The sequence below is a fragment of the Terrimonas pollutisoli genome (assembly GCF_029360765.1).
In the GTDB taxonomy this organism is placed as follows: domain Bacteria; phylum Bacteroidota; class Bacteroidia; order Chitinophagales; family Chitinophagaceae; genus Terrimonas_B; species Terrimonas_B pollutisoli.
Genome location: NZ_JARKNA010000001.1, coordinates 205651 through 231910, shown reverse-complemented (window position 1 = coordinate 231910; position 26260 = coordinate 205651). Strand labels below are relative to the sequence as shown.

Genomic DNA, 26260 nt, shown 5'->3' with positions numbered 1-26260 from the left:
ACAAAGGCCCAACAAAATTTAAAAAATATATTATGCTTTTTCATCTGAAAATTCATTTTAGTTTAGACATTATCTTTCTTACCATTCCGGGTTTTGAACTATTACTCCACCGGACAGATCAATTACTTGTTGCGGTATCGGATAATAACGGCAACGATGGGTATAACCTAAAGGTCCTAAAACAGATACTGCATCACCCCAGCGAACCAGATCGTAAAACCTTTTCCCCTCCATAGCAAACTCCCAGCGTCTTTCGTTCTTAATAGCTGACCTCATTTGATCCTGGCTGGTATATGCTATATAAGGTACAATTGTGCGACCGATGCCTAAATTTCTGCTTGCCCGGTTACGGATTAATTCGAGCATGGCAGCAGCAGTGACACCATCACCTAATTCATTGGCTGCTTCCGCTTTCATTAATATGATATCGGCATAACGGATTACCCTGTGATTGATCCAGGCAGGATACCCCCATGTAGTTGTGCCGGTATATGCACGCATAGCAGGATCTGAATAAACCTTTTTATTCCAGTATTTCTGATCCAATGCAACTCCCGGATTATAAGGTGGCAATGATGCACCATAACCGCCATTTGCAGTTCCACCATCATATTGTCCAGAGAAGAGAATAGTAGCTGCTTTACGTGGGTCGGTATCAGACCATTCAGTTACCAATTTATCGGTGGGAATATTAAAGCCCCATCCCAAATTCCATTCCGGACCGGCACCACCCGATCTTAAGTTTTGTGTAACTCCCCAGAATGACGTATTAGAGGTAGCATCCGTGCGGGAAGCACTCAATAATGCCTGAAATTCGAAAATAGATTCCTTGCTGTTTTTGCCAACGCCATTAACGCCATCTTTCCATATATCTGTATAATTAGGTAATAGTGAATACTCGCCTGAGTTAATGATTTCGTTAGTTATTGCCAATACTTTTGACCAGTTTTGCCTGAACAAATAAGTTTGTGCCCATAAGGCTTTTGCAGCTCCACTGGTTAGTCGTCCCGGAAAAGGGTTTTGTCCGGTTGTTGAATTACCCCATGTTACAGGTAGCAACCGGGCAGCCGAGTCAAGATCTTTATCTATTAAAGCATATATCTCCATTTCTGTAGATTTTGGTTTTATGCCGTCTGAGGCTACGGTATAATGAAAATCAATTTTAGGTACCTGCCCATAGGCCTTAACCAAATCGAAATAACAAAACGCTCTAAAAAAATAAGCTTCTCCGATGTTTTTTAATGATGCTACATCAGTAAGTTTTAGAGAATCAGCGGTATAAAGTAAATCGTTGGCCTTATTTATAACGTTGTAATGATCTCCCCAAAAGGCATTAGTTGCCGATTCGTCTTTGGCATATGCATAGTTATCGAATATACCAGTCCATTGTGCCTGATCAGATCCTGTACTGCCTTTTTGCGCATCATCATCACGAAAGCTGTTAAAACACAACCAGGGTAGTGCATTAAACCCACCATAGGTATAAACAATTTTGTACATACTCAAAGCTTGTACGTCTAATACAGATCCATAATCACTCAGGATAGCTGTAAGCGGTCTTCTGTCTAAGTACTTTTTACAGCCGGTAAATAATAACACCAGTGCTGCAAGAGAAAAGCAATATTTGAATATTTTAATACTTGTTTTCATTTTTAATTTTTTTACTATTAAAAAGTAACGTTTAATCCAAAAGTGAACACCCGTGGAATGGCGCCGCTTGCATCATCAAACCCAAAGGCTGTTGCGCTTCCGCCGAACTCAGGAGTATACCCTTCATTACGCTTCCATGTTTTAAGGTTTTGGGCATTTGCATAAACACGGAGACTGTTAACATGAATTTTTGATAGTATGCGGGGATCAAAATCGTAACCTATCTGTAAATTTCTTAAACGGAAATAACTGCCGTCTTCGATATTATAAGTAGAACCAATACTATTAATTTGATGTTTCGAACTCAATATTGGCTCCCAATTGGATGTTCCGGCTCCATGCCACCTGTTTATTCTTGATGCAGGGTAGTTCACAAATTGAAATTGTGATTCCATTGTACCCCAGGTTCTGTAAATTTCATTGCCATATACACCTCCAAGATCAACACTTACATTGAACCTTTTGTAGGTTGCGGAAACAGTAGCGCCATAAATAAAGTCGGGAGAAGGATTACCGATCACCGTTCTGTCGCCTTCAGTAATCAGACCATCTCCATTTAAATCTTTGAATTTTAAATCACCGGGACTAATAGGAGCACCACCGGCAATAGAAGCAGCAGATGGTGATTTAAGAATATCAAGTTGGCTTTGATAAATACCTTCCACCACATATCCATAAAATGAGCCAATTGGATTTCCCGCTGAGGTTCTTGCCTGAGCTCTTCCGTTACCACTTCTATATTCTAAAATTTGTCCTCCAGGAAGGCCAGTTGCTACTTCTACTACTTTATTGTTCATAAATGTAATATTGCCGCCCAGGTTGATCTCCAGATCTTTGGCTACTTTCTGGTTCCATGTGGCAGAAAACTCTTCTCCCCAGTTTTTTATTTTACCGCCGTTTACAATTTGGTCTTGCCTGCCTAAAATGCCTAATGAGAGATATGTCATCATTCCCTTGGTAACCTTATTAAAATAATTCGCTTCAAAATGCAAACGGTTATTGAAGGCAGTTAATTCTATACCCGCTTCAGATGCATCGATAGTTTCCCATTTTAAATCAGGGTTTATCTGATAGGAAAGTTGTGCGGCCCTTACAATATTGTTTCCGAAACTAACTGGCGCCGAGTTTTGATTGATGGCAGGATAAAAAGGATAATCCCCTACTGGTCCGTAAGAACTCTGGTTACCCAATACCCCAATTGATCCTTTCAATTTCAAATAATCAATCACCCTTACATTTTTCATATAACTTTCCCTGCTCATTTCCCAGGCGCCACCAAGGGCCCAGAATTGCTGGTAACGGTTTTTAGGCGGAATCCTGGAGGATGCATCATTCCGCCAGGATGCAGTAAGGAAATATTTCGATTTATAGTTATAAAGTAACCTTGCAAGATATGACAACGTAGTATTCTCCGACTGGTATGATGCAGATGGTTGAGCAATTCCAAAGCCATTATTGATGTACCATAAATCTTCGTTATCAGGAATCGGAGGGTCGGAAGGGCTTGTACCTTGTACAGACTGGCCATACCTGTTGAAATTGCCAAAATAATTCGTTGTAAAAGCAGTGGTAGTGGTTACACTATGGTCGCCAAATGCCTTTTTAAAAGTAAGAATGTAATCCTGCTGGAATTTTTTATAGTCTGCACTGGTTTCATTAACCTGTGTGCTGTTACTATATAAAAAAGGGAGGTTAGATACCGGGTTGTATGCATAATATAATGGCTTATAAGACCTGCTATTCACATTACTTACATCGGCATAATAGGCTGTTCGTATATTGAAGTATTTTAAAAAATTTATTTCAGCATATACAGATCCCACATTTCTATATTCTATACTTCTGAGCTTGTTCCATTCACTTTCCATTGGAATAAGCGGATTGTAAACTCCGCTATTTTGAATAGCATCAAACAAAGTTGAATAAATTGATTTTGAAACAGGCAAATTTGTATATGGGTCAGAGACTTCAAATGTTTTTGGATCTGCTGATACTTGTGGCATAACTTTTCTTGCAGCATCCAATGCATAGCCTACATTTGACGGATTACTTGTTCTTAAACTATTTAAAACAAAACCAACTTTTATATTTTTATTAAATCTGAATTCATCGCTTAAGCTAAGCTGCATTTTTTCAAGCCGCTGATGTTTAATGATTCCTTCGTCTATAGTATATCCCAATCCGAGATAGAACCTGTTTTTCTCAGTACTTCCGGTAACAGACAAGTTAGTGTTACTAAATATACCTGTTCTGGTTACGGCGTCAATCCAATCGGTATTGGAGTTTAAGACAGAGTAATCCGGAGTAGTAGTTCCGTTATTGGCATTTTCTTCTGCAAATAATGTATTGAACTGGCTCGAATCAGCTAATTTAAGTTTGTCAACCAGTTGTTTCGATCCATAATTAGAACTAAAGTTAATAATTGTCTGTCCGGCTTTGGCCTTTTTGGTGGTGATAGCAATGACACCTGTTGCTCCTTTTACACCAAAAATAGCAAGTGAAGAAGGGTCTTTTAAAACTTCGATGCTTTCAATATCATTCGGGTTTAAATAATTAATATCACCCGTAACTATTCCATCCACTACATATAAAGGGCCAACCTGCCCGATACTTAATGTACCACGTATTCTGATATCCGGATACGAGCCTGGTGTGCCATTGTTTACAACATACAAACCGGACACCTTACTTTGCAAACTGGATATTGGATTAGTATTAGGCTTGTCCGCTACTTCTTTACCACTTATTTTAACGATGGAACCGGTTAAGTCCCGCTTACTTGCTTGTCCATAACCAATCACCACCAGGTCATCTAATTTGCTTTCTGTTGGTTTCAATTGAATATTCAAAAAGGTTTTTCCTTTTACGGCTATTTCCTGTGTTTGATAGCCGGTAAAGGAAATTATCAGCACATCAGTTTCGATCAAATCATTAAGTCTAAATTCACCTTTGTCGTTGGCGCTTACGCCAGTGCCAGTTCTTTTAACCACAACAGAAGCGCCGGCCAGGGTTTCTCCTTTGTCGTTGGTTATCTTACCCTGGATCTGTATTGGAGGAGGCGGAACGGATGGCTGTTCCTTTCCAGGCTCGTCTTTTTTATCAATAATTACAATCGTTTTATTGATAATTGTGTAATCCAATGGCCCGCTCTGAAAACAAAGATCCAGTACTTCTTCAATTGAAGCATTACTGATGGAAATTGTAACGGGCCGTGCCTTAAGCAAATGAGCCTTTGTGTAAGCAAAGGTGTAGCCAGTCTGTTTTTTGATCTTTTTAAATATTGTTTGCAGGGAAGCGTTCGTTTCAGAGAGCGAAACGTTTTGGGCAAAGCCGTTAGCTGAAGCAGTCAGGCAAGCACTAAACAAAAGAATGGCAGTCAATTTCATCACTAACAAGATTTTTCCAAACCCCTTTCGTTTCAGGGCATGGCCACAAGCAATCAAATGCATAATTTTGGTTTGATTTTTAGGTTGAACAATAAAGAGAATCTGAGTTTTTTTTAATTGGATCGGCCTGATTATTTGCCGGAGGTATTTGCACTACTTCCGGTTTCTTTTTAGCCAATCTTCACGCATTGTGAGCGGCAACTAAGTCGAGGATTGTATTTTCTTCATAAGCAAGTTTTCGTTTTTAAGATTTATTATAAAATCAGTATTCCATTTCCATAATTGTTAGGGCAGAACAATGACTCTTTTCCCTTCAATTTGAAATTTTATCTTACCGGCAAGCTCCAATATTCTCAATACATCGGAAAGTTTTGAACTTCTGGGGATCTCGAAAAAAAACTGAACATCAATTTTTTTGTTTTGATATATCACATCTACATCATACCACCGGGATAATTGCCGCATCACAGCATAAATGTCTGCTCCGTTAAAATTAAATTCACGGTTTTTCCAGGCAACAACTTCTTCTAAATCCACATTCTTTACCACTTTTACGGAACTTCCGTTGTTTAACTGCGCCTGTTCGCCCGGTTTCAATAAAGCCATTGCGGCATCCTTTTTAATCAGAACAGATCCTTCAAGCAACGTTGTCCTTACTAACGATTCATCATCATATGCATTAATGTTAAAGTGAGTGCCCAATACCCTTACTTCGCCATTGTCACCGGAAGGGGAAATTATTTTTACGATAAAGGGCAACTTCTCATTTTTTTCAACTTCGAAATAAGCCTCTCCTGTAATTTCAACCACTCTTTCCTTGCCGGTAAATACGGTAGGATAACGAATAGAGGATGCTGCATTCAGCCATACTTTGCTTTCATCGGGCAACACCAGCCGGTACTGTCCGCCACGGGGTGTAGCCAGTGTATTGTAAAGAACTTCCGTGGTTGGTTTTTCATTTATTAAGTTGTAGGCCAGTTGACCTTCATTTGTCTTTGAAATCTTTGCATTGCCTTGCTGTGCCAGTTGACCGTCAGCCGCACTATCCAATATTATTGTTGAACCATCTGCCAATGTAAGAACAGCTTTGTTGCTGCCCGGCGGAACGTCGTTCTGTATAGTTTTGGCAATATCCCTTCTATCGTTCGTTCTATTAGTAAGCAAAAGGTATAATCCTGCACCGGCTATTATGATGATAACAGCGGCAGCGATCATCCGGTATCTTCTAAAAAAAGAAATAGGGCGAACCGGCGCTTTTTCATTGTTTGCAATCCTTCTCAATACATATTGTTCAATACGTTCACCAATTTGTGTATTGGTTTGTTCCATATAGTTTTCGTCATCCCACTCTTTACGAAGCACTTCTTCCAGGACATTGCGATAACCGTCCTGTTCTAAAAATTCAAAGAACTTCCTTTGATCCTGTTCGGAAAGCTTTCCCGTAACATAATCATCTAATAACTGTCTGAAATAAATTTCATTCATACTGAGTATTTTAATTCACACAGGTCCGCACTTCTAATAAAGACGTGTGTTTAAAAAAAATGGGTAGCTGCAACGTAACATTTTTTAAGAAAAATTATCAGAAAAACAATTCGTTGCTATAAACAGCATTAGCAATAGCTGTTCATGAGAATTGAAATGCATTCTCAAAAAATTCAGAGCCTTTACGATGTGGTCTTTTACCCCGTTTCGTGAAATGCCGAGCTCTGTACCAATTTCTTCATAAGATTTTCCTTCCAGCCGGCTTAGCATAAAAACTTTTTTCCTGGTTGGCGGCAGTTGGTCAATAAGCCCCAACATTTTAGTGTATGATTCTTTATAATGAAGTTGCTTATCCGGCTGTAATAACACTTCTTCCAATTGCCCGGGTAGCTCAACGATCTGTGTGTTCTTTTTTCGAAGAGCTGAAATAATTTCGTTTCGTGAAATGATAAAGAGATAATCGGAGAAACTTTGTACTTCACTTAACCTTTCACGGGAGAACCATATCTTCAAAAAAACATCCTGGGTAATTTCCTGTGCAAGCTCGGATGATTTAAGATAAGAGATTGCTTGTGTGTACACTTTGTTCCAGTAACCACGCAATAAAATTGTGAAAGCAGCTTGATCGTCCCGACTAATAAGCAGCAATAATTCTCTCTCTGTATGTAATGGCACTTTGGACAAAAAGCAGTTCTTGATGCCGGTAAAATTACGCAAAGCAGCGATAGGATCGTTACAGGAGCAAGTGATAAAGTAATCTTAGGGCCGGGATTAAAATAATCGTATATTCTGATACTTCTATTAAAAAAATGGTTGTTACAATTGAATAAAGGACTCTTACCCCTTCTTTCTTTTCCAACACCTCAATTATTTCAGCAGACCGAAAGGGTTTACCGGCTTTTTCCAGCACAAAGACAATTTTAGCATCCCATGTTCAGTTTTTTCTATAGCCATGATCAGGGTTTTCATAATGAGATAAAAATTGAACCCATTATGCGGGTGAAAATGACGATCAAATTGGAACTTTTCCAAATTAGGATTTGGTACTAAAGGTGATTTTGAAATAATTTGGCCTGCCCCGGATTAGACCAAAATGTTTGCAAGTCTCGCAAGTGTATTTGTGGTCAGTACAAGATACCTGAATATATTATAGTTGGTGTAGAATGGTACCCATTAAAATAAGAAAGGACGGTCAATATTTTGGCTGTCCTTTTCGTGAGTGGAGGATATCGGGGTCGAACCGACGACCTCTAGCGTGCCACGCTAGCGCTCTAGCCAACTGAGCTAATCCCCCATTATTTTAAAAAACTAAATGCTAATACTATTAAAGACTACCAAAGTTTAGTTTTAAAGAGGTTTTTAAAAAATACTTTTCAACTTTTTTATAGTCCTTAACTATATGGCGGTCAATCAACTAACTGATGCTTAAACTTGCATGCCATGCAAACGCTCTAGCCAGCTGAGCTAAACCCCCAAAATATATAAGAGCTTCAGTACTTGTTTAATTCAGTGACCTTCCCGATTGTCATCGGGACACTCTGGCTACCTGAGCTAAACCCCCGGAAAAAAGAACTGCGATTTTTCCTAACCGGGCAGCAAAAATAAGGGATTTGAACAATTTGTGTAAAGGGAATTAATCTTCTTCCTCGGTGTCAAGAGGTTCTTTCACCTTTTCAAATTCAACGTCACTTTTTCCATTGGCGTTTTTCTTCCCAAACCACTTTGAAAGTTTGTCGAGGATTTTGTCCTTATTGTCAGCAATAACGTGGGATGAGAAGTTTTTCATGAAGAAGGGAACGACCAGTTTGGTAAACCAGCCTGCCTTTGCAAGCACCATTCTCCGGACAACAAGCTCAATGACGGTATCAGCCGCTGTTGTCAATAGAAAGTTCCGGTTATCCTTTGTAGCGAATTTACCTACCATGGATATCGCCGATCTCACAGGAGCTAGTTCTTCTTTGATTTCAATAAAATCCTGTCGCACCAATTCTTTTTGCGCAGCCAGGAGTTGGTTGAGTCTTTCCTTTTCCTCCATCAGGTCCTCATATGTGCGAATAGGCTTAGTCATACATCTTGCGGATAATCATGTTCCTGATCATGGGGAATATGGTTTTCTTGCGAATCAAAGCTACCACCAGCATGACCAGTAAGAAGAAAGCGGCAGCCAATAAAAACCCTCCCACCCTGCTATGCACAAGATTGCCCAGCCACCAGGCAAGGGCACAACCGGCAAACAGAAGAACGAACAGACCCAATGCACACATTACGATCATCACTACAGCACCTGATACAATATCCGAGGTTCGCTGCGTAACCTTTACAACCGTCAAACGATAAAAAGTATCAGCAAGGCCTTCTATGTGATCGGCAAGATCAGCCGTTTTTTCTTTGAGATCTTCCATTTGCGTGCAGGAATTGAAAAGAAAAGACTGAAGCAGGATCATAAACCCTGCTTCAGTAATTTAGGCAATTCAGCTAAAGCTTTCTTTCATTTTGTTTACTTTTTCTTCTGCAGCGGATTTGGCATACTTAGCGCTGTCTTCTGCTGCATGTTTTCCTCTTTCCCAAAGATGACTTAAGCTGTCAGCCCAATCGCCTGCGGTTTTGCGTAGGCGTTTACGGGTTTCTTCTCCTTTTTCCGGGGCCACTAACATACCGATAACTACACCTGCTGCTGCTGCACCCAGGATACCCAATAGAACTTTTGTTTTTGTGTCCATGGTTATAAATTTAAGAGTTAAGGAATCCATGTTGATTCATAAAAACATAAAAAACCGTACCAGAATAAGAGCTTTTAGATTTTGCGGCAACCCTCTATTACCGCTGTCAATTGTCTTGGGGCAAAAAATAAGGCCCCTGTAGTTTTACAAGGGCCGCGGATAATTTATCGAAAAAATGGGGCTTATTCTCCCCAAATATTGTCTTGTCCTTTCAGCCATTTTTTAACAAGATCAGTAGTAACGGACTTTGGTCTTTCCAATGCAAATCCCAATGCCCTGTCCCAGCAAAGACTGGCTAGCACACCTAATGCCCGGCTGACACCAAATAACACCGTGTAATATTCATATTCCTTCATACCAAAATGTACGAGCAACGAGCCGCTATGTGCGTCAACATTGGGCCAGGGATTTTTTATTTTTCCCAGCGACTGAAGAATGGGTGGTACTACTTCATAAATATTCCAAACTGTATTAACAAGCTTATCATCCGGCATATGTTTTTTGCCAAACTCCATTTGGGCGGTAAATCGTGGATCTGTTTTGCGCAATACCGCATGTCCATAACCAGGCACTACCTTTCCTTCACTCAATGTTTTCTTTACATATTCAGCGATTTGTTCTTTGGTGGGCTCCTCAGTTTTTAACTCTTCCTGCATCTCAAATATCCACTTGATCACTTCCTGGTTGGCCAGGCCATGTAAGGGACCCGCAAGTCCGTTCATGCCGGCGGCAAAGCTTAAGTAGGGATCGCTGAGTGCCGAACCTACCAGGTGAGTAGCATGAGCAGATACATTACCACCTTCATGATCGGCATGAATCGTCATATACAGCCGCATCAGGGCCATAAAGGTTTTATCCTCGTAACCCAGCATATGCGCAAAATTACCAGCCCAATCCAACAAGCCATTCGGCTGAATATGATCTCCGTTTTTATATTTACGACGATAGATATATGCTGCTACACGTGGCAAACGGGCAATAAGATCCATGGAGTCATCAAAAATCGCCTCCCAATAATCTTTCTTATTCAAACCCGCCGCATATTTTTTTGAAAACTGGCTTTCTGTCTGCAAAGCCATCACGCCTACTACAAACTGCGTCATAGGATGAGCAGATACGGGCAATGCTTCAATTGTATCAAAAACGTGATTGGGTACGTGGCTGCGACGCTGAAGCACCGACGTTACATGTTGTACATCTTCCTCGGTAGGCAGTTCACCGATCAGCATCAAATAAAATAAACCTTCCGGCAAGGGTTCCGAACCGCCAGGCACCCTTGGTAGCTTTTCTCTAAGCTCAGGAATGGTGTATCCCCTGAAGCGGATACCTTCCTGTGCATCCAGTAAAGAAGTTTCAGATACCAAACCAGTCATGCCACGCATGCCCTGGTATATTTGTGAAAGCTGTACCTCACCAATCACCTTATTTCCATGTTCCTTCAGCAAGTCTTTGATCTCGGCACCTAATTGATCAGCTTTTGCCTTAAACCTTTCTTTTAATATTCCCATGAAAACACTTTTAAAAATTCGAAATATGTATGAGAGGGCTAAAGGTAGTTAATGCCCATTGCCAGAACAAAAAATTAGTCAATATTGTTCGGTAATAATGAGACAGTTGGCTGGGTATTGTAGGCTGGTAGTGGATTTCCCGGCTATACAATTCAACTATTAACTGTTAGCTTATTTAGGAGCTTTCTTATACATCCATAATGCAACGATAGAAAAAATGATATTAGGCACCCAGGCTGCCAGCAACGGCGGAAAATTACTTTTTGTAGCAAACACGGTAGAAAAGCGATCAGACATAATAAAAAGTGCTGCAGTGATAATACCTATGGCCAGATGCTTACCGCTACCGCCACGTGTTTTTCGACTGGCCAGCACAACGCCAATTATTGTTAGCAGTAAAACGGCGAAAGGAGTGGCGGTGCGACGGTATTGTTCCACTTCCAAAGCACTCAGGCCTTCCGTACCTCTTGCTTTTTCTTGTCGAATAAATGCGGCTAACTGAGGGGTAGTAAGCCTGTCCTTCAGGTACTCGTCCTTTCGCAGTTCTTCCGGCTTCAGGCTGATGTTTAGTTCCAGGGTTGGATACTGCTTGGTGGTTTCACGCATGCTATCTACCCGTCTTTCTATTACATTTTGTAAGATCCATTTCTTTTTCGCTACATCCCACTGTATTGAAACAGCTCTTAAGTTATACACCACTCTATTATTTCTCACCCTATCGAGAAAAAAGGGCGACCCTGATTTTGAAACAGTGTCAAAATTTTTTATTCCAATGTAGGTGATAGCGTCAATGCGGCGATAAAAACAATTGCGACAATTACTAAACTGTTGGTTCTTGGTGGGGTCGTTTTTATCGAAATATTGTGTTTTAAATTTACCCTGAATTTCGTTTGCTTTTGGAATTAAATAGCGGTTACCAAGCCATAATACAAGCCCAAGAAAAACGCCACCTACGATATATGGCCGCAACATCCTGTTATAGCTGGTACCACTGGCCAGTATGGCAATGATTTCCGAGCGGGATGCCATGCGACTGGTAAAAAAAATGACAGAAATAAAAACGAACAGTGGGAACAGCAGACCCCAGATAAAAGGAACAAATCCAAAATAATACTGTACGATAATTTGGTAAGTACTCAAACCGGTCTTTACAAAATCATCGGCTTTTTCACTGGTATCAACGGCTACCGCTACCACCATAAAGAGCAGCATACAGAACACGAATGTTACCAGGAAATTTTTTAATATGTACCAATCAATTCTTCCCAAGGAAATAACAACTTAGCTGGTTTGAGATAAAACACACTTGTCATTTTTCAAGTCATGCAAAGAAAAAGGATTTCTGGCGGAATGAAATGTGAAAGATTGACCGGGTGCATTCCAAATTGTCGCCACACTAACAGGTAAAAATATAACCACAGGGAATACACAAAGAAGGCACAGGGCACACAGAGAAAACATTTTCAAGACCTCTGTGTAAATCTCAGTGGGCTTTGTGGCTAATAAAAGAAGTTCGGGAATTTGGAATGCACCCAATTGACCGGCAGCCTGGTACATCTGCCAAATTAAAAACGCCAATAATTCAAGACCGGGCATCAATAGGTTAACTTTGCCGCCAGTCAATGAATATATGATTAAAATAGGTGAGTATAACCTGCTGAAGGTAATCAAACAAAAACCGATGGGTGCGTTCCTGGATGACGGTGCAGAAGGTATCCTTTTGCCAAAACGATTTGTGCCGCCCGGCACTAAAACAGGTGATGAATTAAACGTTTTCCTATACCATGATAGTGAAGACAGGATTATTGCGACAACGCTAAAGCCAAAAGCTGTCTTAGGAGATATTGTAAAATTGAAAGTGGTTAGCACTACGCCTCAGGGTGCCTTTTTAGACTGGGGATTAATGAAAGATTTATTTGTACCCAAGTCGCAACAGGTAAGTTTTATGCGACCGATGGGCGAATACATTGTAAAAATATATCTCGATCAACAAACGGGACGTTTGGCAGCCACCGAAAGAGTCGATCAATTTCTCTCAAATGATGAGCTCACGGTCAAAGAAAAAGATATTGTTGACCTGTTGGTTTATCGACGTAGCGATTTAGGGTATGTGGTCATTATAAATAATAAGCATACGGGAGTCTTACACTTTAATGAAGTATATAGGGATGTTGAAATTGGCGATCGTTTTGAAGGATTTATTAAAACCATCTTACCCGGCAACAAGATCGACGTTGTAGCCGGTAAGCCGGGTTATGGCCGTGTTGAAAATGAAAGCGAAAAAGTATTAAGACTGTTAAAAGAAAATGACGGCTACTTACCCTATCATGATAAATCTTCACCGGAAGACATTTATTCCTTCTTTGCAATGAGCAAAAAAACATTCAAGATGACGACCGGGCTTTTGTATAAACAACGGAAAATAGAATTTACCTCAACGGGTATTAAGCTAGTGGAAAATTAAACCCAGTGTTCCTACAAGGGCAGCAGTTTCGCCACGGCTTTACTCAATACGTCAATAGCCGCATTCGCAGCTCTCTGGGCAGCGGCCTTGGTCAGAATAGCCACGGAATGCAATTCCGATTCCAGTATTTTTTTTTCGTCTTCCAATCTTTTGAGAAAGAATTTCTGACTTATCTCATTGTTCAATCGTAAACTGGCCAGCAACTCCAACCTGTCCTGGCGGGTTTGTAAAAAAGTGCCTGCAGTTTCTTTTACTAATTTCCAGTCATCCTTTACAGAAGCTTTTACAGCTCCTAACATTTGTGCAACAACTTCATTTATTTCAAATGCCATATAAATCTTTTTTTAGTTGAAAAAATAGAACAATCACTATTTCCGTGGTTTTAATGCCAATTCAGCTATATAAAGTGGCTTCCAAAAACCCGCTAACGTTGCCTGGTAAGCTTTTGCTTCGCCATCTGCCAGCGTCGAATTTTCTTTATGATATTTTTTAGCCTCAGCAAAAGCATCTTTCAGGTTTTTGTTTATTACCAGGAAGTCAGCATTCTTGGGTCTCGCTTCATTTTTAAGTTTGATCGAATTGATCTCCGACTCAATTTCATTGTACCTCTCCTTGAAATTTTCGTAGGTCCTGTTGTTCACCGGTACATCCAGCATATCAATATAGAGCTTATCAGTGGCCTTAGCCGTTTTGGCTATCTGGTCTTCCAACTGCGCACTGTATTCCGGAACCAGTGTAACCCTGCAGGAAACAAAAAGAAGAATCACGAGCAGGAAAACCGGTATTCTTTTCAAATAACTTACCATTGTCATAATTGGATAATTTGAGTAAAAAATGTTTTTGTCTCAGGAAAAAATCTTCCACCGTTTCATGGTGGCCGAACCATAAAGATTAGGAGATTGGGGATATTGCTGTGATGGTAACGCTTTGCGAATAGCTTTATACCAATCCAGGTAAGTAGCTGAAGTTTTTAAATTCTTCAATGTTTGTAACGCAACAAAGGTGAAAGCGCCATTAGGTCGATTTTGAAAGAACGCATCATAACTATATTCTGTATCCTGGCAGCCCGACATCAATAAACTGCCATATCTGCCGGGGGGTGAAGAACGGCGAAATGTCCTGATCATCCCTAATTTGTTCAGGTCACGTTGTGATAAAAAATTGGCAGGCGGTAAAAACTTTACTTTTCGAACAGGTGCATTTTTACCGGTCGTTGTCGGCGGCGTAGTAATGGGTGCAAACCGGGTAACAGTGCCCGAGTGGCAGGAGTCAGAAAAGAAAACCATTCTGACACCTGGTTTTTTGGAGGTAAACAAGTCATTTAACTCATCATCTGAAATGGGGCCTTTCGTGTACAAATCGTAAGGACATAAACACTCATCGGTACCATCCGATTCGTCGCCATCTTTATCGGGTATATAAGTACCGTGCCCCGAATATTGAATAAAAATTGAATCACCTTTCACTGCCTGCACAATCATTGCTTTCAGGCTTTCGCGGATATTTTTTCCTGTAGCCTCCTTGTCTATTAGTTTCGCCACAGTATATCCTTTTTGAGAAAGCAGTTTTGACCAATCATTGGCGTCATTGACGCAACCAGAAAGGTCACTACCTGTGCCCGGATAATCATTGATCCCGATGCACAGCGCAAGTTTTTTTTCCATGATTGTTGAGTTTGATGTATAGCAAAATTGTTAGTTACTGAACAAGTGACAGGTACAGCAATGTCTACTCACATGCACTAACCTTCTTAAACCTCAAACTTTGGGAAATGATGCTACTAAAGAGAAAGAAAAACGATCCAGGCTACAAAAAATGCCGGCCAGTTGAAAACTATAACCGAATGCTAATTTATACCTTTTCTTATAAAAAAAGTCCTGCCGCTGCTAAGGCTAACAGACGGCAGGTGTATATGTCCGGATTAAGGCCTAAACGGAATAAGGTTTAATGGTCAATGGTTGTTTAGTTGTTTAAAGGCCCGACGATGCCACAAAGTTGAGACAGATGTAGAGAGCAGTCAAGCGATCTTTGACCCAATTATCAGGTGTCTTTTAACGGTAAATCCATACCGTGTTTTTCACGGTAGCTGCTGTTTTATCACCCAATTCTCATTGACTCTGTTGTAAATAGGATGCAGTTATTTAACTTAACGCCACAAATCACCAAAATCAAAATTGTATGCAAGGACCTATCCCCGTTAGCGAAGCTAACCTGATGATCGAGGAGTATGAACGCTCCACAGAACCTACAACAGAACTCGCCAAAAAAACCCTTACCGTATCATTTACCGGGAGGGAATTAATGGACTGGCTAAACGAAAAAATGCCATTAGCTGATGAGCTAAGAATTTTCTTTGGGAAATACCCGAAAGAAGATCCGCAGGCGGGTAGAGTAACTGTGATCTTATGGCCCTATAAGGACGGACATCCCCTGACCGATGGTTACAGTGAAGGCAAAGATGGAACACCACCCCCACCCACTCCACCTTATAACCAGGGCACCTTAATTCCGTAAACATGTGGCTAACTATCTGTTATCTGGCAGTCCTGCTGCTTAGTGCAGTAGTAGGACTGCTTTACCGAAAACATCTCAAAAGCAGGAATCTGTACCTATTACCCTTTTACCTCTTGTATGTATTTATACAGGAAACCACCGCTACCCTTCTCTCATACTCAAACCTAATTCATTCAACAGGTTTGATGTATAACATTTATAATCCCCTGGCAACTGTCTTTTTCTCTTTTCTTTTCACCAGCATTCCCTTTAACCGTCCATCCAAAAAATGGATAATGGGTTTGCTGGTTGTTTATTTGACAGCCGTAATCATCACCTATCTTCTTATTCAACCCATTCGAATCTACAATAACTATGTTTTTTTGACGGGATCTATGCTCACGACCTTAAATGCCATTCTTTTCCTGTTCAATTATTTTAAACTGGATAATAGGGCAGAGGAAAAAAAATGGCACCCGCTGATTTGGATTGTTATTGGTGTCGTCACTTTCTACCCCGTTGTCAACATCGCATTTAGTTTTTATAAATTTTTGTTAGCTTATGACGCTAAGCTTTGGGGTATGCGCCTTTATCAAATGATACCCCATATAATGAGTATATTCATGTATAGCTGTTTTACCAGGGCCTTTTATTTATGCAAAAAGAAAAGTTAGAACTTATATTAACAGTAGTTTCTGTAAGCATTTTTGTGTTGTTACTGGTAGTATCTGGCTTTTTTCTTTTCCGGATCTACCTGAAGCGAAAAAACAAATTATTGCTGGAACAGGAACGAATGAACATCGCCTTTGAGCAGACCTTGCTTAAATCAAAACTGGAAATACAGGAACATACATTTAACGACATCAGCCGGGAGATCCATGATAATATTGGCCAGGTTTTAAGTCTTGTTCGTATCAACCTGAATACGCTGAACCCATCTACCGATGCTGAAAAAATAAACCTGATGGACGATCTGATGGGAAAAGCTATTGCTGACTTACGCAACCTCAGCCATTCACTCAATGCAGATCATATAAGAAATAACGGCTGGCTTCCCCCTGTTACTAAATTATTGGGCGATCTGCAAAAAACCGGAAAGTACACGACACATATTTATTACGACGAAAATTTGCCTTTGCCTGGCAGCGATAAGCCCATCATTCTTTTCCGGATGATCCAGGAAATTATTAACAATATTATCAAACATGCCGCCGCCGATACCATACATTTGGATGCCAGGAAAGAAAATGATAAACTGGTAATAAAGATTACAGACAACGGAAAAGGTTTTGATGTGGGCAAAAATCCAGGCGGTGTTGGTTTACAAAACCTGAGGAACCGTGCGAAGATGATCAATGCCGACCTGGCTATCAAAAGTGAACAAGGAGAGGGAACTACTGTTACCATTTCGATAAAGAAAGACAATGATGAATAAAAATAATACCAGCATAGCGTTAGTAGATGATCATTCGCTGCTCCGTAACGGGCTTGCGGCATTGATCAATTCTTTTGAAGGTTATACTGTTTTGTTTGAAGCCGATAATGGAAAGGATTTTATTAATCAATTACAAATTCATGCTGTTCCCGACATTATACTGCTGGACATCACCATGCCGGAAATGAATGGATTCGAAACAGCTGCCTGGATCAAACAAAATGCACCGTCGATAAAAATTCTTATCCTGAGCATGATGGATAATGATGAAGTGGTGATTAGTATGCTGAAGGCCGGAGCAAGAGGATATATTTTAAAAGACAGCAAACCTGCCTTATTCAAACAGGCGCTGGACAGCATAAGGGATTCAGGATTTTTTATGAATGAACTGGTCAGTAATAAAATGCTGAATTATTTAACACATGAAGAAAAAAGAGGAAGTGAGGTGAGCCTCGTTTCTGAATTATCTGAAAAAGAGATCGCCTTCCTGAAATACGCCTGCACAGAAATGACATATAAAGACATTGCCAGCAGCATGCAGATAAGTCCCCGAACCGTAGACGGGTACAGGGATGACCTTTTTAAAAAATTGAATGTACAGTCAAGAGTGGGCCTGGTGATCTTCGCCATAAAAAATGGTTTGTATAAACTATAGTTTTGTTTTCAGCACCTCAATCATTCCGTTTTTCCAACTGGCAAAGTCACCCAATTCAATATGCCTGCGGGCCTCACCTACCAACCATAAATAAAAAGCGAGGTTGTGAATGCTGGCAATAGTTAGTCCCAAAAACTCTTTTGACTTCATCAGGTGGCGCAAGTAGGCTTTGCTGTAATAGTTGCTTACTTCACATGCCAGCCCCTCATCTATCGGAGAAAAATCAAATTCCCATTTTTTATTATCGATGTTCAAAACTCCTTGGGTGGTGAACAACATGGCATTGCGGCCATTGCGGGTCGGCATTACACAATCAAACATATCTACACCCATTCCTATGCATTCTAAAATATTCCAGGGTGTTCCTACACCCATCAGGTAACGGGGTTTGTTCTGCGGTAGATGGTCACAACACCAATTGCATATCTCGTACATCACCGGTTCGGGTTCTCCGACGCTCAGTCCGCCGATGGCATTGCCGGTAGCATCCTTTGAAGAAATATATTCGCAGGATTGTTTGCGGAGTTCTTTAAAAGTTCCGCCCTGTACAATGGGAAATAAATTTTGTGTATAGCCATATTTATCAGCCGTACCATGAAAGCGGGTCCAGCACCGGTCGAGCCAGCGATGAGTAAGTTCCATGGAAGTCCTGGCATAGGTAAAATCACTTCCTCCAGGTGGACATTCGTCAAATGCCATGATGATATCCCCGCCAATAATCCGCTGGATATCCATGACATATTCAGGGCTGAAAAGATGCCGGGAACCGTCGATATGAGATTGAAAGGTAACTCCCTCCTCTTTGATGATACGGGTACCAGCCAACGAAAATACCTGGTATCCCCCGCTGTCGGTCAGTATCGGTCTTTGCCAACCATTGAAGCGGTGCAAACCCCCTGCCTTTTCCAAAACTTCCAGGCCCGGTCTTAAATACAGATGGTAGGTATTTCCCAAAATGATCTGGGCCTTTACATCATTGATTAGTTGTTGCTGGGTTACCGCTTTTACACTCCCAACAGTTCCAACCGGCATAAATATCGGTGTGAGCACTTCTCCATGATCTGTCTTTATTTTTCCTGTCCTCGCTTTAGAACCGGTATCTGTTTTCTCCAATTGAAATTGCAGTGCTGCCATAAAGGACGCAAAGTTAGCTGTCAACAGGCAATGGACAATTGGCAATTGGCAACCGGCAATAGATCCTCCGGCAGATGAACTGATTTCAATTTTTGCTTATTGTTTATTGCCTATTGCCCATTGCTTTCTACCTTCGCCGTTATGCCAACCATCAACTGGGGAGAAATCGTTTTTTATCTCTTTCTGACCACCACCACCATACAGGTATTTTATTATACCTGGTTTTTTAGCCGCATTGCTTTTTACAAATCCAGACAAAAGCAACAATCGCAGCAGCATCCTGTTTCCGTCATCATCTGCAGCCGCGACGAAGATGAGAACCTCGCAAGAAACCTGCCCGGCATTCTCGTTCAGCAATATCCCAGCACGTACGAAGTGGTGGCCGTAAATGACAATTCAGTGGATGATTCCAAATACGTTTTGCAGGAGTTAAAAAAGACATTCAAATCGCTGAATGTTGTCGAATTAACACACGAGGCCAAACTGATCAAAGGGAAAAAATATCCGTTATCCATTGGCATTCGTGAGGCAAAGCATGAGGTGTTGTTGCTTACCGATGCCGACTGCGTACCAGCCAGCGAACATTGGATTCAAAAAATGCAGGATGGCTATGATGACAATATTGAGATCGTTCTGGGTTACGGAGCTTATCACAAAAAATCGGGCATTCTAAATAAGCTCATACGTTTTGAAACTTTCCATACAGCGCTGCAATACCTTTCTTATGCGCTTGCCGGCGCTCCGTATATGGGGGTGGGCAGAAACCTTTCTTACAAAAAAGACATTTTTCTGCGCAACAAAGGCTTTTCCTCTATTAACCATATCCCCAGTGGCGACGATGACCTGTTCATAAACAAAGTGGCTACGAAAAAAAACACAGCAGTGGTCATAGACCCCGAAGCAACCACCCGCTCCATTCCAAAAACTACCTGGAGTAGTTGGCTAAAACAAAAATCCCGGCACTACACTACTGCCAAATATTATAAACCCAAACACAAAATTTTGTTGGGATTGTATTTTGTTACTCAATTTTTGTTTTATCCGCTGTTCATTGCCAGCATCATTTTTTTCGACTGGAGGTTCGCATTGGGAATATTTGCCATTCGGCTGATCGTTCAAGGCTATATTTTTTATCATGCCATGAAGAGAATGGATGAAAAAGATCTATGGCCCTGGTTCTTTTTTCTCGATCTGTGGATGTTCCTTTATTACATCATCTTTGCACCTGCACTCTGGAAAAAACCAGCGCAAAACTGGAGTTAAGAACCAGGATTTCGAAAGTCTATGGAAATAATTCTCAAATATTTTTCTGAGTTTACCCCGGCACAGCTCAAACAATTGGAAGGCCTTAAAGAGGTGTACAAAGAATGGAATGATAAGATCAATGTCATTTCAAGAAAAGATATTGACAGCCTATATGAGCGACACGTTTTGCACTCTCTTTCCATAGCTGCGATATTTGATTTTGAGCCTGGTACTGAAATCATCGACCTGGGAACTGGTGGCGGTTTTCCCGGCATACCTTTAGCCATTTTTTTTCCTCAAGTAAAATTTCATTTGGTTGATAGCATTGCCAAAAAACTAAAAGTAGTAGATGCCGTTGCTGAAAACATAGGCCTGGAAAATATAACAACCCAACACAGCCGGATTGAAGACATCAAAAACCGGAAATTTGATTTTGTCGTGTCAAGGGCCGTAGCGCCTTTGAAGGATCTTTGGAAATGGACTAAACCATTACTCAAAAACAAGCAACAGGAAAATCCAAAACAACAGCATGTTCCGGGGCTTATCTGTTTAAAGGGTGGCGATTTAGCCGCTGAGATCCAGGAAAGCTATACAAGGCCGAGATTGATGGAGATCAAGGATATTTTTGAAGAAGAGTTTTTTAAGGATAAATACATCCTTTATGTACCCCGATAGATCTTAAAACTACCACTTAGTGGTATTGGTTAATCATCACCTAAGACTCAATTTTGTCTCATGAATAAAATTTCGGTTTGTGTTGTGGACGACAACAGGGATTTGAGAAATGCCCTTGAGGAGATTATTGATATGTCTGAAGGTTTTGAATGTGTGGGAACCATTGGTACGGCGCAGGAAGCCATTGCCCAAATACCCCCGTTAAAACCTGACGTAGTACTGATGGATATCAACCTCGGAACAGAAGAAACGGGAATTGACTGTGTGAGGGTTTTGAAACAAAAAGTTCCGGCTACCAACTTTATGATGTGTACGGTGTATGAGGAGAATGAGAAAATATTCCAGGCACTTACTGCGGGGGCCAGTGGTTATATTCTAAAAAAGACTGCACCGCCTAAGATGCTTGAAGCCATCAGGGAACTGTACCTGGGTGGTGCACCGATGAGCAGCCAGATTGCCCGTAAAGTAGTGGCGGCCTTTCAAACCAAAGCAGAAAATCCCAGCGAAACTGATAATCTCAACATTCTGTCGACAAGGGAAAAAGAGATTCTTGAGCAGCTATCAAAGGGGCTGATGTATAAAGAAATTGCAGCCGAACTGTTTATTAGTCCCGAAACGGTTCGCAAGCATGTATATCATATATATGAAAAGCTACATGTAAGCAACCGGATTGAGGCGGTCAATAAGTACTTTGGCAGGTAATACAGCAAAAAATACCACAAAAAGGGTATAGGCGGGGTACATGAATCCGTGTAGTTTCGTGTTGATTTACCTCAATTGTACCATTGACCGTAAACCTACCTATTTAAGCATAAACACGGGCTCTAATCTAAATCAAAAAGCCATTCACTGCTGCGAATGGCTTTTTTTTATTCTTTACATCGGTTTACAATTTTATCCTGTTGTTCTGCCTTTCTGTGTCGGCCATTCGTTGGGAGGGATCTATTTCAGCTATCGAAATGTCCGCCAGTTTCCGGTTACTTTCAATGACATATTGTTCGCTGGTCCATCTCCAGGCCGGGTACACTTTGAAAGAACTGGCGTCTTCAGCAGCTTTTTCACCATACATTAAATCAAGAGGTACATAATGCGTCTCAACACTGCCGTCTTTAAATGTAAGCTGCAGATCTATCGGCATGGGCATCAGGCCAACTCTTTTCAGGCGTATTTTCGTTTTACCAGCTTCTTCCCATAAACTGTCAAATGCATAATCGATGGTCTTGGTAGAATTGACCCAATATTCTTTATACCAATCCAATTTCATATCGCCTACTTTTTCTGCAATACGGATAAAGTCATTCACATTGGGATGTTTAAATCTCCACTGCCTGTAATATTCCAATAAAATTTTATCCCGTTTAGCTGCACCTGTTATATAACCCAGTTGTTCCAAAAAAACAGCTCCTTTGGAATAAGCAGCAGCAGAATAAGCAGCATTGGTATTGAAATGATCGGCATGCGTTGTTAAGGGTTCCTCTTTGTTGCTTTTTACCAGTGAGAAATAACTGCGGTAGCTACCGGCTTGCGCAAATCCCTGTTCGTTTTTCAGAAATGCGGAAACCCTGCTATCGGCATAGCTGGTAAAACCTTCATCCATCCAGGCATACAACGACTCATTCGTAGCCATGATACCCTGGTACCAGTTATGCATCCACTCATGCAGCCATGCACCCGGGCTTGCCAGTAGAGTGGCCATCGGGTATTCCATGCCACCATCCCCGCCATGAATAAATGAATATTGCTTATACGTATAAGGACCAAAGGTTTTTTCAATAAAGGGTAAAGCCTTTTCGGCATCATCCAATATTTTTTCCCATGTAGCAGCATTATCTGCTGATGATTTATATAGCAAATGAAAGGTCAGATCCGGTCTTGCCTTTCTGGTGAGATGCTTGAATTCCGGATCAGCGGCCCACATAAAATCATGCACATTCGGAGCAGTGAATTTCCATGTCAGCTTATTGCCGGAAGGTCTTACCACTTTTGTTCCGGGTGTTTCATACCCATAGCCAATTTGATTCGCATTGTGCAAATAACCAGTACCTCCCAAAATGTAATTTTTATCAATAGAAATGTTTACGTCAAAATCACCCCATACTCCGTAAAACTCACGGGCAACATATGGTGTAGGATGCCAGCCTTCATAATCATACTCGCACAGTTTGGGATACCACTGGCTCATGGAATAGCGAACCTTTGTTGTAGGATTATCACGACCGCTTCTGCGTATTTGCAAGGGTACCTGGGCTTCGAAAGCCATATCAAAAACCACTTTTGTTTTTGGTAAAATCGGCCTGTCCAATTTTACTTCCAATATCGTTTCCAGTACTTCAAATTTTTGCGGACGTCCATTCATTTTTAATGAAATGATCTTTTGATACCCGATTTCATCAGGCTTCAGATTTTGGATCCGGTCCTTTACTCTCGGATCCCAATCCATACCTCTTCCCGCCTGTATAGTTCCCTGTCTCCTGCTCCGGGTGTCCATCATACTCCCCGGCTGAAAGGCATTGAAGTATAAATGATAGAAAACTTTCGTCAATGTATCCGGTGAGTTATTCCAATACTCTAATTTCTGTTTACCGGTAAATTGGTTGGTTTCAACATTCATGTCGATATCCATCAGGTACTTTACCCGCTGCTGCCACCTGCTGGGCTGAGCAATTGCGAAAGTGATCATAAAGATGCCAACTAACAAAAATCCTAAACGTTTCATCATCATGTTAACTGTTTTATTCTCAAAAAAAACCAATGTCATTAACTTACGCATGCTGCGTTGCGCCCTTTGCGTTTTCCTCTTTGCGTTGTTGCGTGAAAAATAGTTTCAATTTTATTAAGGTATTGACATTTTCTCAAAAACATTAAATATCGGAAAATCATCAAAACCCGCGGGTCAAAAATGACCAGTGGTTTAAAAAAATAAAGAACCTCCTGGCAGGAAGTTCTTCATCATTATTTTAAAAATATTAAAGCGTTACTGTTTCCCTGAGCAGTCTTCCTTTCGGGTTAAAGAACAAATATTTCTTTTCAATGTCATTTTTCTTTGCCTTCAACCGGTATTGTGTAATGTCTCCCGGAAGATAAATTACAATTGTTTCATCGACGTCACGGTCAGCGTACTTACTCTTTTCAAAACCCACTTTCACTTCTTCGGGTAGCTTATCAAAACTCCACTCCTTTTGTGTTTCTTTCCACAGCCCTTTGTTAGTGTAGGATGCGATCATATTCTCCCCATCCAACACAAAATGCACATCTACCCTAACCAACTGGTCTTTGAAATCAATATCCGATGCGCCTTTATATTGGTTGGCAAATGTCTCTTCAACGACCTTTGGAATTTCACGTATTTGCGAGAAAGCAATTCCTGTGAAGAATAATCCCGCCAGTAATAATACAAATCCTTTTTTCATGTGTATATTGTTTTTGTTGTTTAGGTACATGGAATTCACCATAAAAATTTTCATCGCAGTTGGTATGAATTTGCCCGAAATTTTTTATGATTCATTTCATAGTATCTATCATTTATTTGAAATGCAAATTTGATACACTATGCTGATTTAGCATCTGACCAGGATTATTTTTAGGTTTATATTATCATTTTTCTTTACCCGCCACCACAATTACTATCTCTCCTTTAACTGATTTTTCACTGAAATAAGCAGCTACTTCCTGTAGCGCTCCTCGCTTGTTTTCTTCAAAAAGTTTAGTTAATTCACGACTCACCGAACAGTGTCTTTCTGCGCCGAACCACGATGCAAACTCTTCCAATGTTTTTACCAATCGCATGGGAGATTCATAAAAAATCATGGTTCTTTCTTCTTCTGCCAATTGCTTCAATAACGTTTGTCTTCCTTTTTTTAATGGCAGAAATCCTTCAAAAACGAAGCGATTGCTTGGTATACCACTATTGACCAAAGCAGGAACAAATGCAGTGGCGCCGGGAAGACATTCAACTTTTATGCCGGCCTTTATACATTCCCGCACCAACAAAAAAGCAGGATCGGAAATACCAGGTGTACCGGCATCTGTTACAACTGCCATTTTTTTTCCCTCCAACATTTGGCTAACTAAATGTTGTACTATTTTATGCTCGTTGTGCTGGTGATAAGGCGACAGCGGTTTACTAATTTGGTAATGGTTTAGCAAATTAGAAGTGGTGCGGGTATCTTCAGCCAAAATAACATCCACTTCCTTCAGCACTTCCAGTGCACGAAGAGTGATGTCCTTCAAATTACCTATGGGAGTAGGAACTAGATATAACATAGCCTGGAGTTTCGGGCTATGAGCTTCGAGCTACCGGCTCGCAGCTCATAGCTAATAGCTCACAGCTTTAATTCACTGACACCTCAAAATATTCCATTACGGGATTTGATAATAGCTTTTTGCTTGCTTCCTCGGCAATTTGTTTTGCCTTTTCCGCCGTATCGGCATTTACACGAAGCGTAATGTTCTTACCGACTCTTACATCTTCAACACCGCTCAGACCAAGATTTTCAAGACCTCCTAAAACGGCTTTTCCTTGTGGATCTAACAACTCTTTTAATGGCATTACTTTTATCTGAACTTCGAACGTCATGCGGTTTTATTTTTGAAGGCCAAAGATACAATAACATAAGCGATGAAAACAACGGGAATAGCTACCCATTTTAAAGCAATGGCAGCAATAATGGCGATACCTGCCAAAATATATTTCGGCAAATTATTTTTCAGCGTCTTGTCCTTGAATTTAAGACTTAGTAACGGAAGATTGCTCACCATCAAGTAGCTTAACAATACAATTATTCCATATATCAACCATTGATTAAACAAGGTTTCCTGCAAGTTCAATTGCTGGTAGTGAACGATCAATGGTAAAGACGCAATAACAATACCCGCAGCGGGTATAGGCACGCCCTTAAATGAAAATTGTTGTGAGTCGTCTATATTGAATTTCGCTAAACGCCAGGCTCCCGCACAGGGAATAAGAACTGCTGGTAATAATACCCAACTGGAAATATCGAGCCCATCGGCCTCTTTCGCAAAACTGATACGCAACATTTGATAAAGGATCATGCCTGGTGCTACGCCAAAACTCACTACATCTGCTAACGAATCGAGTTGCTTACCCATTTCGGAAGTGGCTTTAAAAAGCCTTGCCACAAAACCGTCTAAAAAATCAACAACGGCAGCTGCAAAAATGAAGAATGATGCGATAGCTATTTTTTCAGGCAGATCCCAGGAAGTAAAACCATCCCGGTCAACATACACGATAGACTGACCTGTTTGAAGAATACATACGATAGCGATACAACCAAAAACAAGATTGAGTAAGGTGAAGAGGTTTGGTATACCCCCTAACCCCCTGAAGGGGGAATTAGTAGCCATTAATATTTTAATTTTTTTTCAAAAATAAATTAACCAAACTGTTTTA

Annotated in this window: 27 protein-coding genes and 1 tRNA gene; 8 read left to right on the top strand and 20 right to left on the bottom strand. The window is 40.7% G+C overall.

The genetic code is table 11. The annotated features are described in order from the left end of the window. Positions 1-78 precede the first annotated feature (78 nt). The 11 genes from P2W73_RS01025 to P2W73_RS00975 all read right to left on the bottom strand — a co-directional run bounded on the left by P2W73_RS01025 (position 79) and on the right by P2W73_RS00975 (position 12372). On the bottom strand, positions 79-1650 hold the full coding sequence (locus P2W73_RS01025) for a RagB/SusD family nutrient uptake outer membrane protein (RefSeq protein WP_276500109.1): 1572 nt from the start codon (positions 1648-1650) through the stop codon (positions 79-81). 17 nt (positions 1651-1667) lie between these two features. After that, positions 1668-5099, bottom strand: a complete 3432-nt coding sequence (locus P2W73_RS01020; protein WP_276500108.1) for a SusC/RagA family TonB-linked outer membrane protein — start codon at positions 5097-5099, stop codon at positions 1668-1670. A gap of 222 nt (positions 5100-5321) precedes the next feature. After that, complete coding sequence (locus P2W73_RS01015) at positions 5322-6521, bottom strand: FecR family protein (protein ID WP_276500107.1); 1200 nt, start codon at positions 6519-6521, stop codon at positions 5322-5324. 84 nt (positions 6522-6605) lie between these two features. Continuing rightward, on the bottom strand, positions 6606-7196 hold the full coding sequence (locus P2W73_RS01010) for an RNA polymerase sigma factor (protein ID WP_276500106.1): 591 nt from the start codon (positions 7194-7196) through the stop codon (positions 6606-6608). Positions 7197-7741: 545 nt separating this feature from the next. Continuing rightward, a tRNA-Ala gene (locus P2W73_RS01005) sits at positions 7742-7815 on the bottom strand. Between the two features lie 339 nt (positions 7816-8154). Then, positions 8155-8589: a hypothetical protein gene (locus P2W73_RS01000; RefSeq protein ID WP_276500105.1), complete on the bottom strand. Its 435-nt coding sequence runs from the start codon at positions 8587-8589 to the stop codon at positions 8155-8157. Beyond that, the gene (locus P2W73_RS00995) at positions 8582-8965 is read right to left on the bottom strand and encodes a phage holin family protein (protein WP_276500104.1); all 384 of its coding nucleotides are present in this window, start codon (positions 8963-8965) and stop codon (positions 8582-8584) included. The genes P2W73_RS01000 and P2W73_RS00995 overlap by 8 nt, the downstream gene beginning before the upstream one ends. Before the next feature lie 27 nt (positions 8966-8992). After that, positions 8993-9241 carry a YtxH domain-containing protein gene (locus P2W73_RS00990; protein WP_276500103.1) on the bottom strand — a complete coding sequence of 83 codons (249 nt, stop codon included), beginning with the start codon at positions 9239-9241 and terminating at the stop codon, positions 8993-8995. Between the two features lie 182 nt (positions 9242-9423). Continuing rightward, on the bottom strand, positions 9424-10749 hold the full coding sequence (locus tag P2W73_RS00985) for a citrate (Si)-synthase, eukaryotic (protein WP_276500102.1): 1326 nt from the start codon (positions 10747-10749) through the stop codon (positions 9424-9426). Positions 10750-10920: 171 nt separating this feature from the next. Further along, the gene (locus P2W73_RS00980) at positions 10921-12018 is read right to left on the bottom strand and encodes an LptF/LptG family permease (RefSeq protein ID WP_276500101.1); all 1098 of its coding nucleotides are present in this window, start codon (positions 12016-12018) and stop codon (positions 10921-10923) included. Positions 12019-12030: 12 nt separating this feature from the next. After that, positions 12031-12372, bottom strand: a complete 342-nt coding sequence (locus P2W73_RS00975; protein WP_276500100.1) for a hypothetical protein — start codon at positions 12370-12372, stop codon at positions 12031-12033. A 7-nt stretch (positions 12373-12379) separates the two neighbouring features. On the opposite strand from P2W73_RS00975, the gene P2W73_RS00970 reads away from it, so the two are divergent. After that, on the top strand, positions 12380-13213 hold the full coding sequence (locus P2W73_RS00970) for a CvfB family protein (RefSeq protein ID WP_276500099.1): 834 nt from the start codon (positions 12380-12382) through the stop codon (positions 13211-13213). A gap of 11 nt (positions 13214-13224) precedes the next feature. Here the strand turns inward: P2W73_RS00970 and P2W73_RS00965 are convergent, their stop codons facing one another. The 3 genes from P2W73_RS00965 to P2W73_RS00955 are packed head-to-tail and all read right to left on the bottom strand — an operon-like array spanning position 13225 to position 14877. Continuing rightward, on the bottom strand, positions 13225-13545 hold the full coding sequence (locus tag P2W73_RS00965; RefSeq protein WP_276500098.1) for a hypothetical protein: 321 nt from the start codon (positions 13543-13545) through the stop codon (positions 13225-13227). Between the two features lie 36 nt (positions 13546-13581). Further along, positions 13582-14025, bottom strand: a complete 444-nt coding sequence (locus P2W73_RS00960) for a hypothetical protein (RefSeq protein ID WP_276500097.1) — start codon at positions 14023-14025, stop codon at positions 13582-13584. Positions 14026-14058: 33 nt separating this feature from the next. Beyond that, positions 14059-14877: a caspase family protein gene (locus P2W73_RS00955; protein WP_276500096.1), complete on the bottom strand. Its 819-nt coding sequence runs from the start codon at positions 14875-14877 to the stop codon at positions 14059-14061. A gap of 514 nt (positions 14878-15391) precedes the next feature. Here P2W73_RS00955 and P2W73_RS00950 point away from each other — a divergent pair. From P2W73_RS00950 to P2W73_RS00935, 4 genes are all read left to right on the top strand, one after another. Continuing rightward, positions 15392-15727 (top strand): hypothetical protein, encoded by a 336-nt coding sequence (locus P2W73_RS00950; RefSeq protein WP_276500095.1) that lies wholly within the window; start codon positions 15392-15394, stop codon positions 15725-15727. 185 nt (positions 15728-15912) lie between these two features. Beyond that, positions 15913-16380: a hypothetical protein gene (locus P2W73_RS00945; RefSeq protein WP_276500094.1), complete on the top strand. Its 468-nt coding sequence runs from the start codon at positions 15913-15915 to the stop codon at positions 16378-16380. Further along, positions 16362-17141 carry a sensor histidine kinase gene (locus P2W73_RS00940; RefSeq protein ID WP_276500093.1) on the top strand — a complete coding sequence of 260 codons (780 nt, stop codon included), beginning with the start codon at positions 16362-16364 and terminating at the stop codon, positions 17139-17141. Before P2W73_RS00945 ends, P2W73_RS00940 begins: the two co-directional genes overlap by 19 nt. Next, the gene (locus tag P2W73_RS00935; RefSeq protein ID WP_276500092.1) at positions 17131-17796 is read left to right on the top strand and encodes a response regulator transcription factor; all 666 of its coding nucleotides are present in this window, start codon (positions 17131-17133) and stop codon (positions 17794-17796) included. Before P2W73_RS00940 ends, P2W73_RS00935 begins: the two co-directional genes overlap by 11 nt. On the opposite strand, the gene tgt is transcribed toward P2W73_RS00935, so the two are convergent. Further along, positions 17791-18930 (bottom strand): tRNA guanosine(34) transglycosylase Tgt, encoded by a 1140-nt coding sequence (gene tgt, locus P2W73_RS00930; protein ID WP_276500091.1) that lies wholly within the window; start codon positions 18928-18930, stop codon positions 17791-17793. The genes P2W73_RS00935 and tgt overlap by 6 nt on opposite strands. Positions 18931-19071: 141 nt before the next feature. On the opposite strand from tgt, the gene P2W73_RS00925 reads away from it, so the two are divergent. The 3 genes from P2W73_RS00925 to P2W73_RS00915 are packed head-to-tail and all read left to right on the top strand — an operon-like array spanning position 19072 to position 21552. Beyond that, the gene (locus P2W73_RS00925; protein WP_276500090.1) at positions 19072-20193 is read left to right on the top strand and encodes a glycosyltransferase; all 1122 of its coding nucleotides are present in this window, start codon (positions 19072-19074) and stop codon (positions 20191-20193) included. Between the two features lie 21 nt (positions 20194-20214). Next, entirely contained in the window at positions 20215-20850 is a 636-nt protein-coding gene (rsmG, locus tag P2W73_RS00920; RefSeq protein ID WP_276500089.1) for a 16S rRNA (guanine(527)-N(7))-methyltransferase RsmG, read from the top strand. A 60-nt stretch (positions 20851-20910) separates the two neighbouring features. Further along, entirely contained in the window at positions 20911-21552 is a 642-nt protein-coding gene (locus P2W73_RS00915) for a response regulator (RefSeq protein ID WP_276500088.1), read from the top strand. 184 nt (positions 21553-21736) lie between these two features. Here P2W73_RS00915 and P2W73_RS00910 read toward each other — a convergent pair whose 3' ends face one another. The 5 genes from P2W73_RS00910 to pssA all read right to left on the bottom strand — a co-directional run bounded on the left by P2W73_RS00910 (position 21737) and on the right by pssA (position 26214). Further along, positions 21737-23572 carry a M1 family metallopeptidase gene (locus P2W73_RS00910; protein ID WP_276500087.1) on the bottom strand — a complete coding sequence of 612 codons (1836 nt, stop codon included), beginning with the start codon at positions 23570-23572 and terminating at the stop codon, positions 21737-21739. Positions 23573-23816: 244 nt separating this feature from the next. Beyond that, positions 23817-24260, bottom strand: coding sequence for a PepSY-like domain-containing protein (locus tag P2W73_RS00905; protein WP_276500086.1), 444 nt, complete (start codon positions 24258-24260; stop codon positions 23817-23819). A gap of 184 nt (positions 24261-24444) precedes the next feature. Next, positions 24445-25113: a 16S rRNA (cytidine(1402)-2'-O)-methyltransferase gene (rsmI, locus tag P2W73_RS00900; RefSeq protein ID WP_276500085.1), complete on the bottom strand. Its 669-nt coding sequence runs from the start codon at positions 25111-25113 to the stop codon at positions 24445-24447. A gap of 67 nt (positions 25114-25180) precedes the next feature. Further along, the gene (purS, locus tag P2W73_RS00895; protein WP_276500084.1) at positions 25181-25426 is read right to left on the bottom strand and encodes a phosphoribosylformylglycinamidine synthase subunit PurS; all 246 of its coding nucleotides are present in this window, start codon (positions 25424-25426) and stop codon (positions 25181-25183) included. Next, the gene (gene pssA / locus P2W73_RS00890; protein WP_276500083.1) at positions 25423-26214 is read right to left on the bottom strand and encodes a CDP-diacylglycerol--serine O-phosphatidyltransferase; all 792 of its coding nucleotides are present in this window, start codon (positions 26212-26214) and stop codon (positions 25423-25425) included. The genes purS and pssA overlap by 4 nt, the downstream gene beginning before the upstream one ends. Between the last annotated feature and the right edge of the window lie 46 nt (positions 26215-26260).

Bases quoted from the DNA above. Each gene is read 5' to 3' on its own strand.
- P2W73_RS01015 (WP_276500107.1), bottom strand. From the start codon at position 6,521: ATGAATGAAATTTATTTCAGACAGTTATTAGATGATTATGTTACGGGA.
- P2W73_RS00950 (WP_276500095.1), top strand. From the start codon at position 15,392: ATGCAAGGACCTATCCCCGTTAGCGAAGCTAACCTGATGATCGAGGAG.
- P2W73_RS00910 (WP_276500087.1), bottom strand. From the start codon at position 23,572: ATGATGATGAAACGTTTAGGATTTTTGTTAGTTGGCATCTTTATGATC.
- P2W73_RS00990 (WP_276500103.1), bottom strand. From the start codon at position 9,241: ATGGACACAAAAACAAAAGTTCTATTGGGTATCCTGGGTGCAGCAGCA.
- rsmI (WP_276500085.1), bottom strand. From the start codon at position 25,113: ATGTTATATCTAGTTCCTACTCCCATAGGTAATTTGAAGGACATCACT.
- P2W73_RS00985 (WP_276500102.1), bottom strand. From the start codon at position 10,749: ATGGGAATATTAAAAGAAAGGTTTAAGGCAAAAGCTGATCAATTAGGT.
- purS (WP_276500084.1), bottom strand. From the start codon at position 25,426: ATGACGTTCGAAGTTCAGATAAAAGTAATGCCATTAAAAGAGTTGTTA.
- P2W73_RS00940 (WP_276500093.1), top strand. From the start codon at position 16,362: ATGCAAAAAGAAAAGTTAGAACTTATATTAACAGTAGTTTCTGTAAGC.
- P2W73_RS00995 (WP_276500104.1), bottom strand. From the start codon at position 8,965: ATGATCCTGCTTCAGTCTTTTCTTTTCAATTCCTGCACGCAAATGGAA.
- P2W73_RS01020 (WP_276500108.1), bottom strand. From the start codon at position 5,099: ATGCATTTGATTGCTTGTGGCCATGCCCTGAAACGAAAGGGGTTTGGA.
- P2W73_RS00935 (WP_276500092.1), top strand. From the start codon at position 17,131: ATGATGAATAAAAATAATACCAGCATAGCGTTAGTAGATGATCATTCG.
- tgt (WP_276500091.1), bottom strand. From the start codon at position 18,930: ATGGCAGCACTGCAATTTCAATTGGAGAAAACAGATACCGGTTCTAAA.
- P2W73_RS01025 (WP_276500109.1), bottom strand. From the start codon at position 1,650: ATGAAAACAAGTATTAAAATATTCAAATATTGCTTTTCTCTTGCAGCA.
- pssA (WP_276500083.1), bottom strand. From the start codon at position 26,214: ATGGCTACTAATTCCCCCTTCAGGGGGTTAGGGGGTATACCAAACCTC.
- P2W73_RS00960 (WP_276500097.1), bottom strand. From the start codon at position 14,025: ATGACAATGGTAAGTTATTTGAAAAGAATACCGGTTTTCCTGCTCGTG.
- P2W73_RS00970 (WP_276500099.1), top strand. From the start codon at position 12,380: ATGATTAAAATAGGTGAGTATAACCTGCTGAAGGTAATCAAACAAAAA.
- P2W73_RS00915 (WP_276500088.1), top strand. From the start codon at position 20,911: ATGAATAAAATTTCGGTTTGTGTTGTGGACGACAACAGGGATTTGAGA.
- P2W73_RS00955 (WP_276500096.1), bottom strand. From the start codon at position 14,877: ATGGAAAAAAAACTTGCGCTGTGCATCGGGATCAATGATTATCCGGGC.
- P2W73_RS00965 (WP_276500098.1), bottom strand. From the start codon at position 13,545: ATGGCATTTGAAATAAATGAAGTTGTTGCACAAATGTTAGGAGCTGTA.
- rsmG (WP_276500089.1), top strand. From the start codon at position 20,215: ATGGAAATAATTCTCAAATATTTTTCTGAGTTTACCCCGGCACAGCTC.
- P2W73_RS00945 (WP_276500094.1), top strand. From the start codon at position 15,913: ATGTATAACATTTATAATCCCCTGGCAACTGTCTTTTTCTCTTTTCTT.
- P2W73_RS00925 (WP_276500090.1), top strand. From the start codon at position 19,072: ATGCCAACCATCAACTGGGGAGAAATCGTTTTTTATCTCTTTCTGACC.
- P2W73_RS00905 (WP_276500086.1), bottom strand. From the start codon at position 24,260: ATGAAAAAAGGATTTGTATTATTACTGGCGGGATTATTCTTCACAGGA.
- P2W73_RS01000 (WP_276500105.1), bottom strand. From the start codon at position 8,589: ATGACTAAGCCTATTCGCACATATGAGGACCTGATGGAGGAAAAGGAA.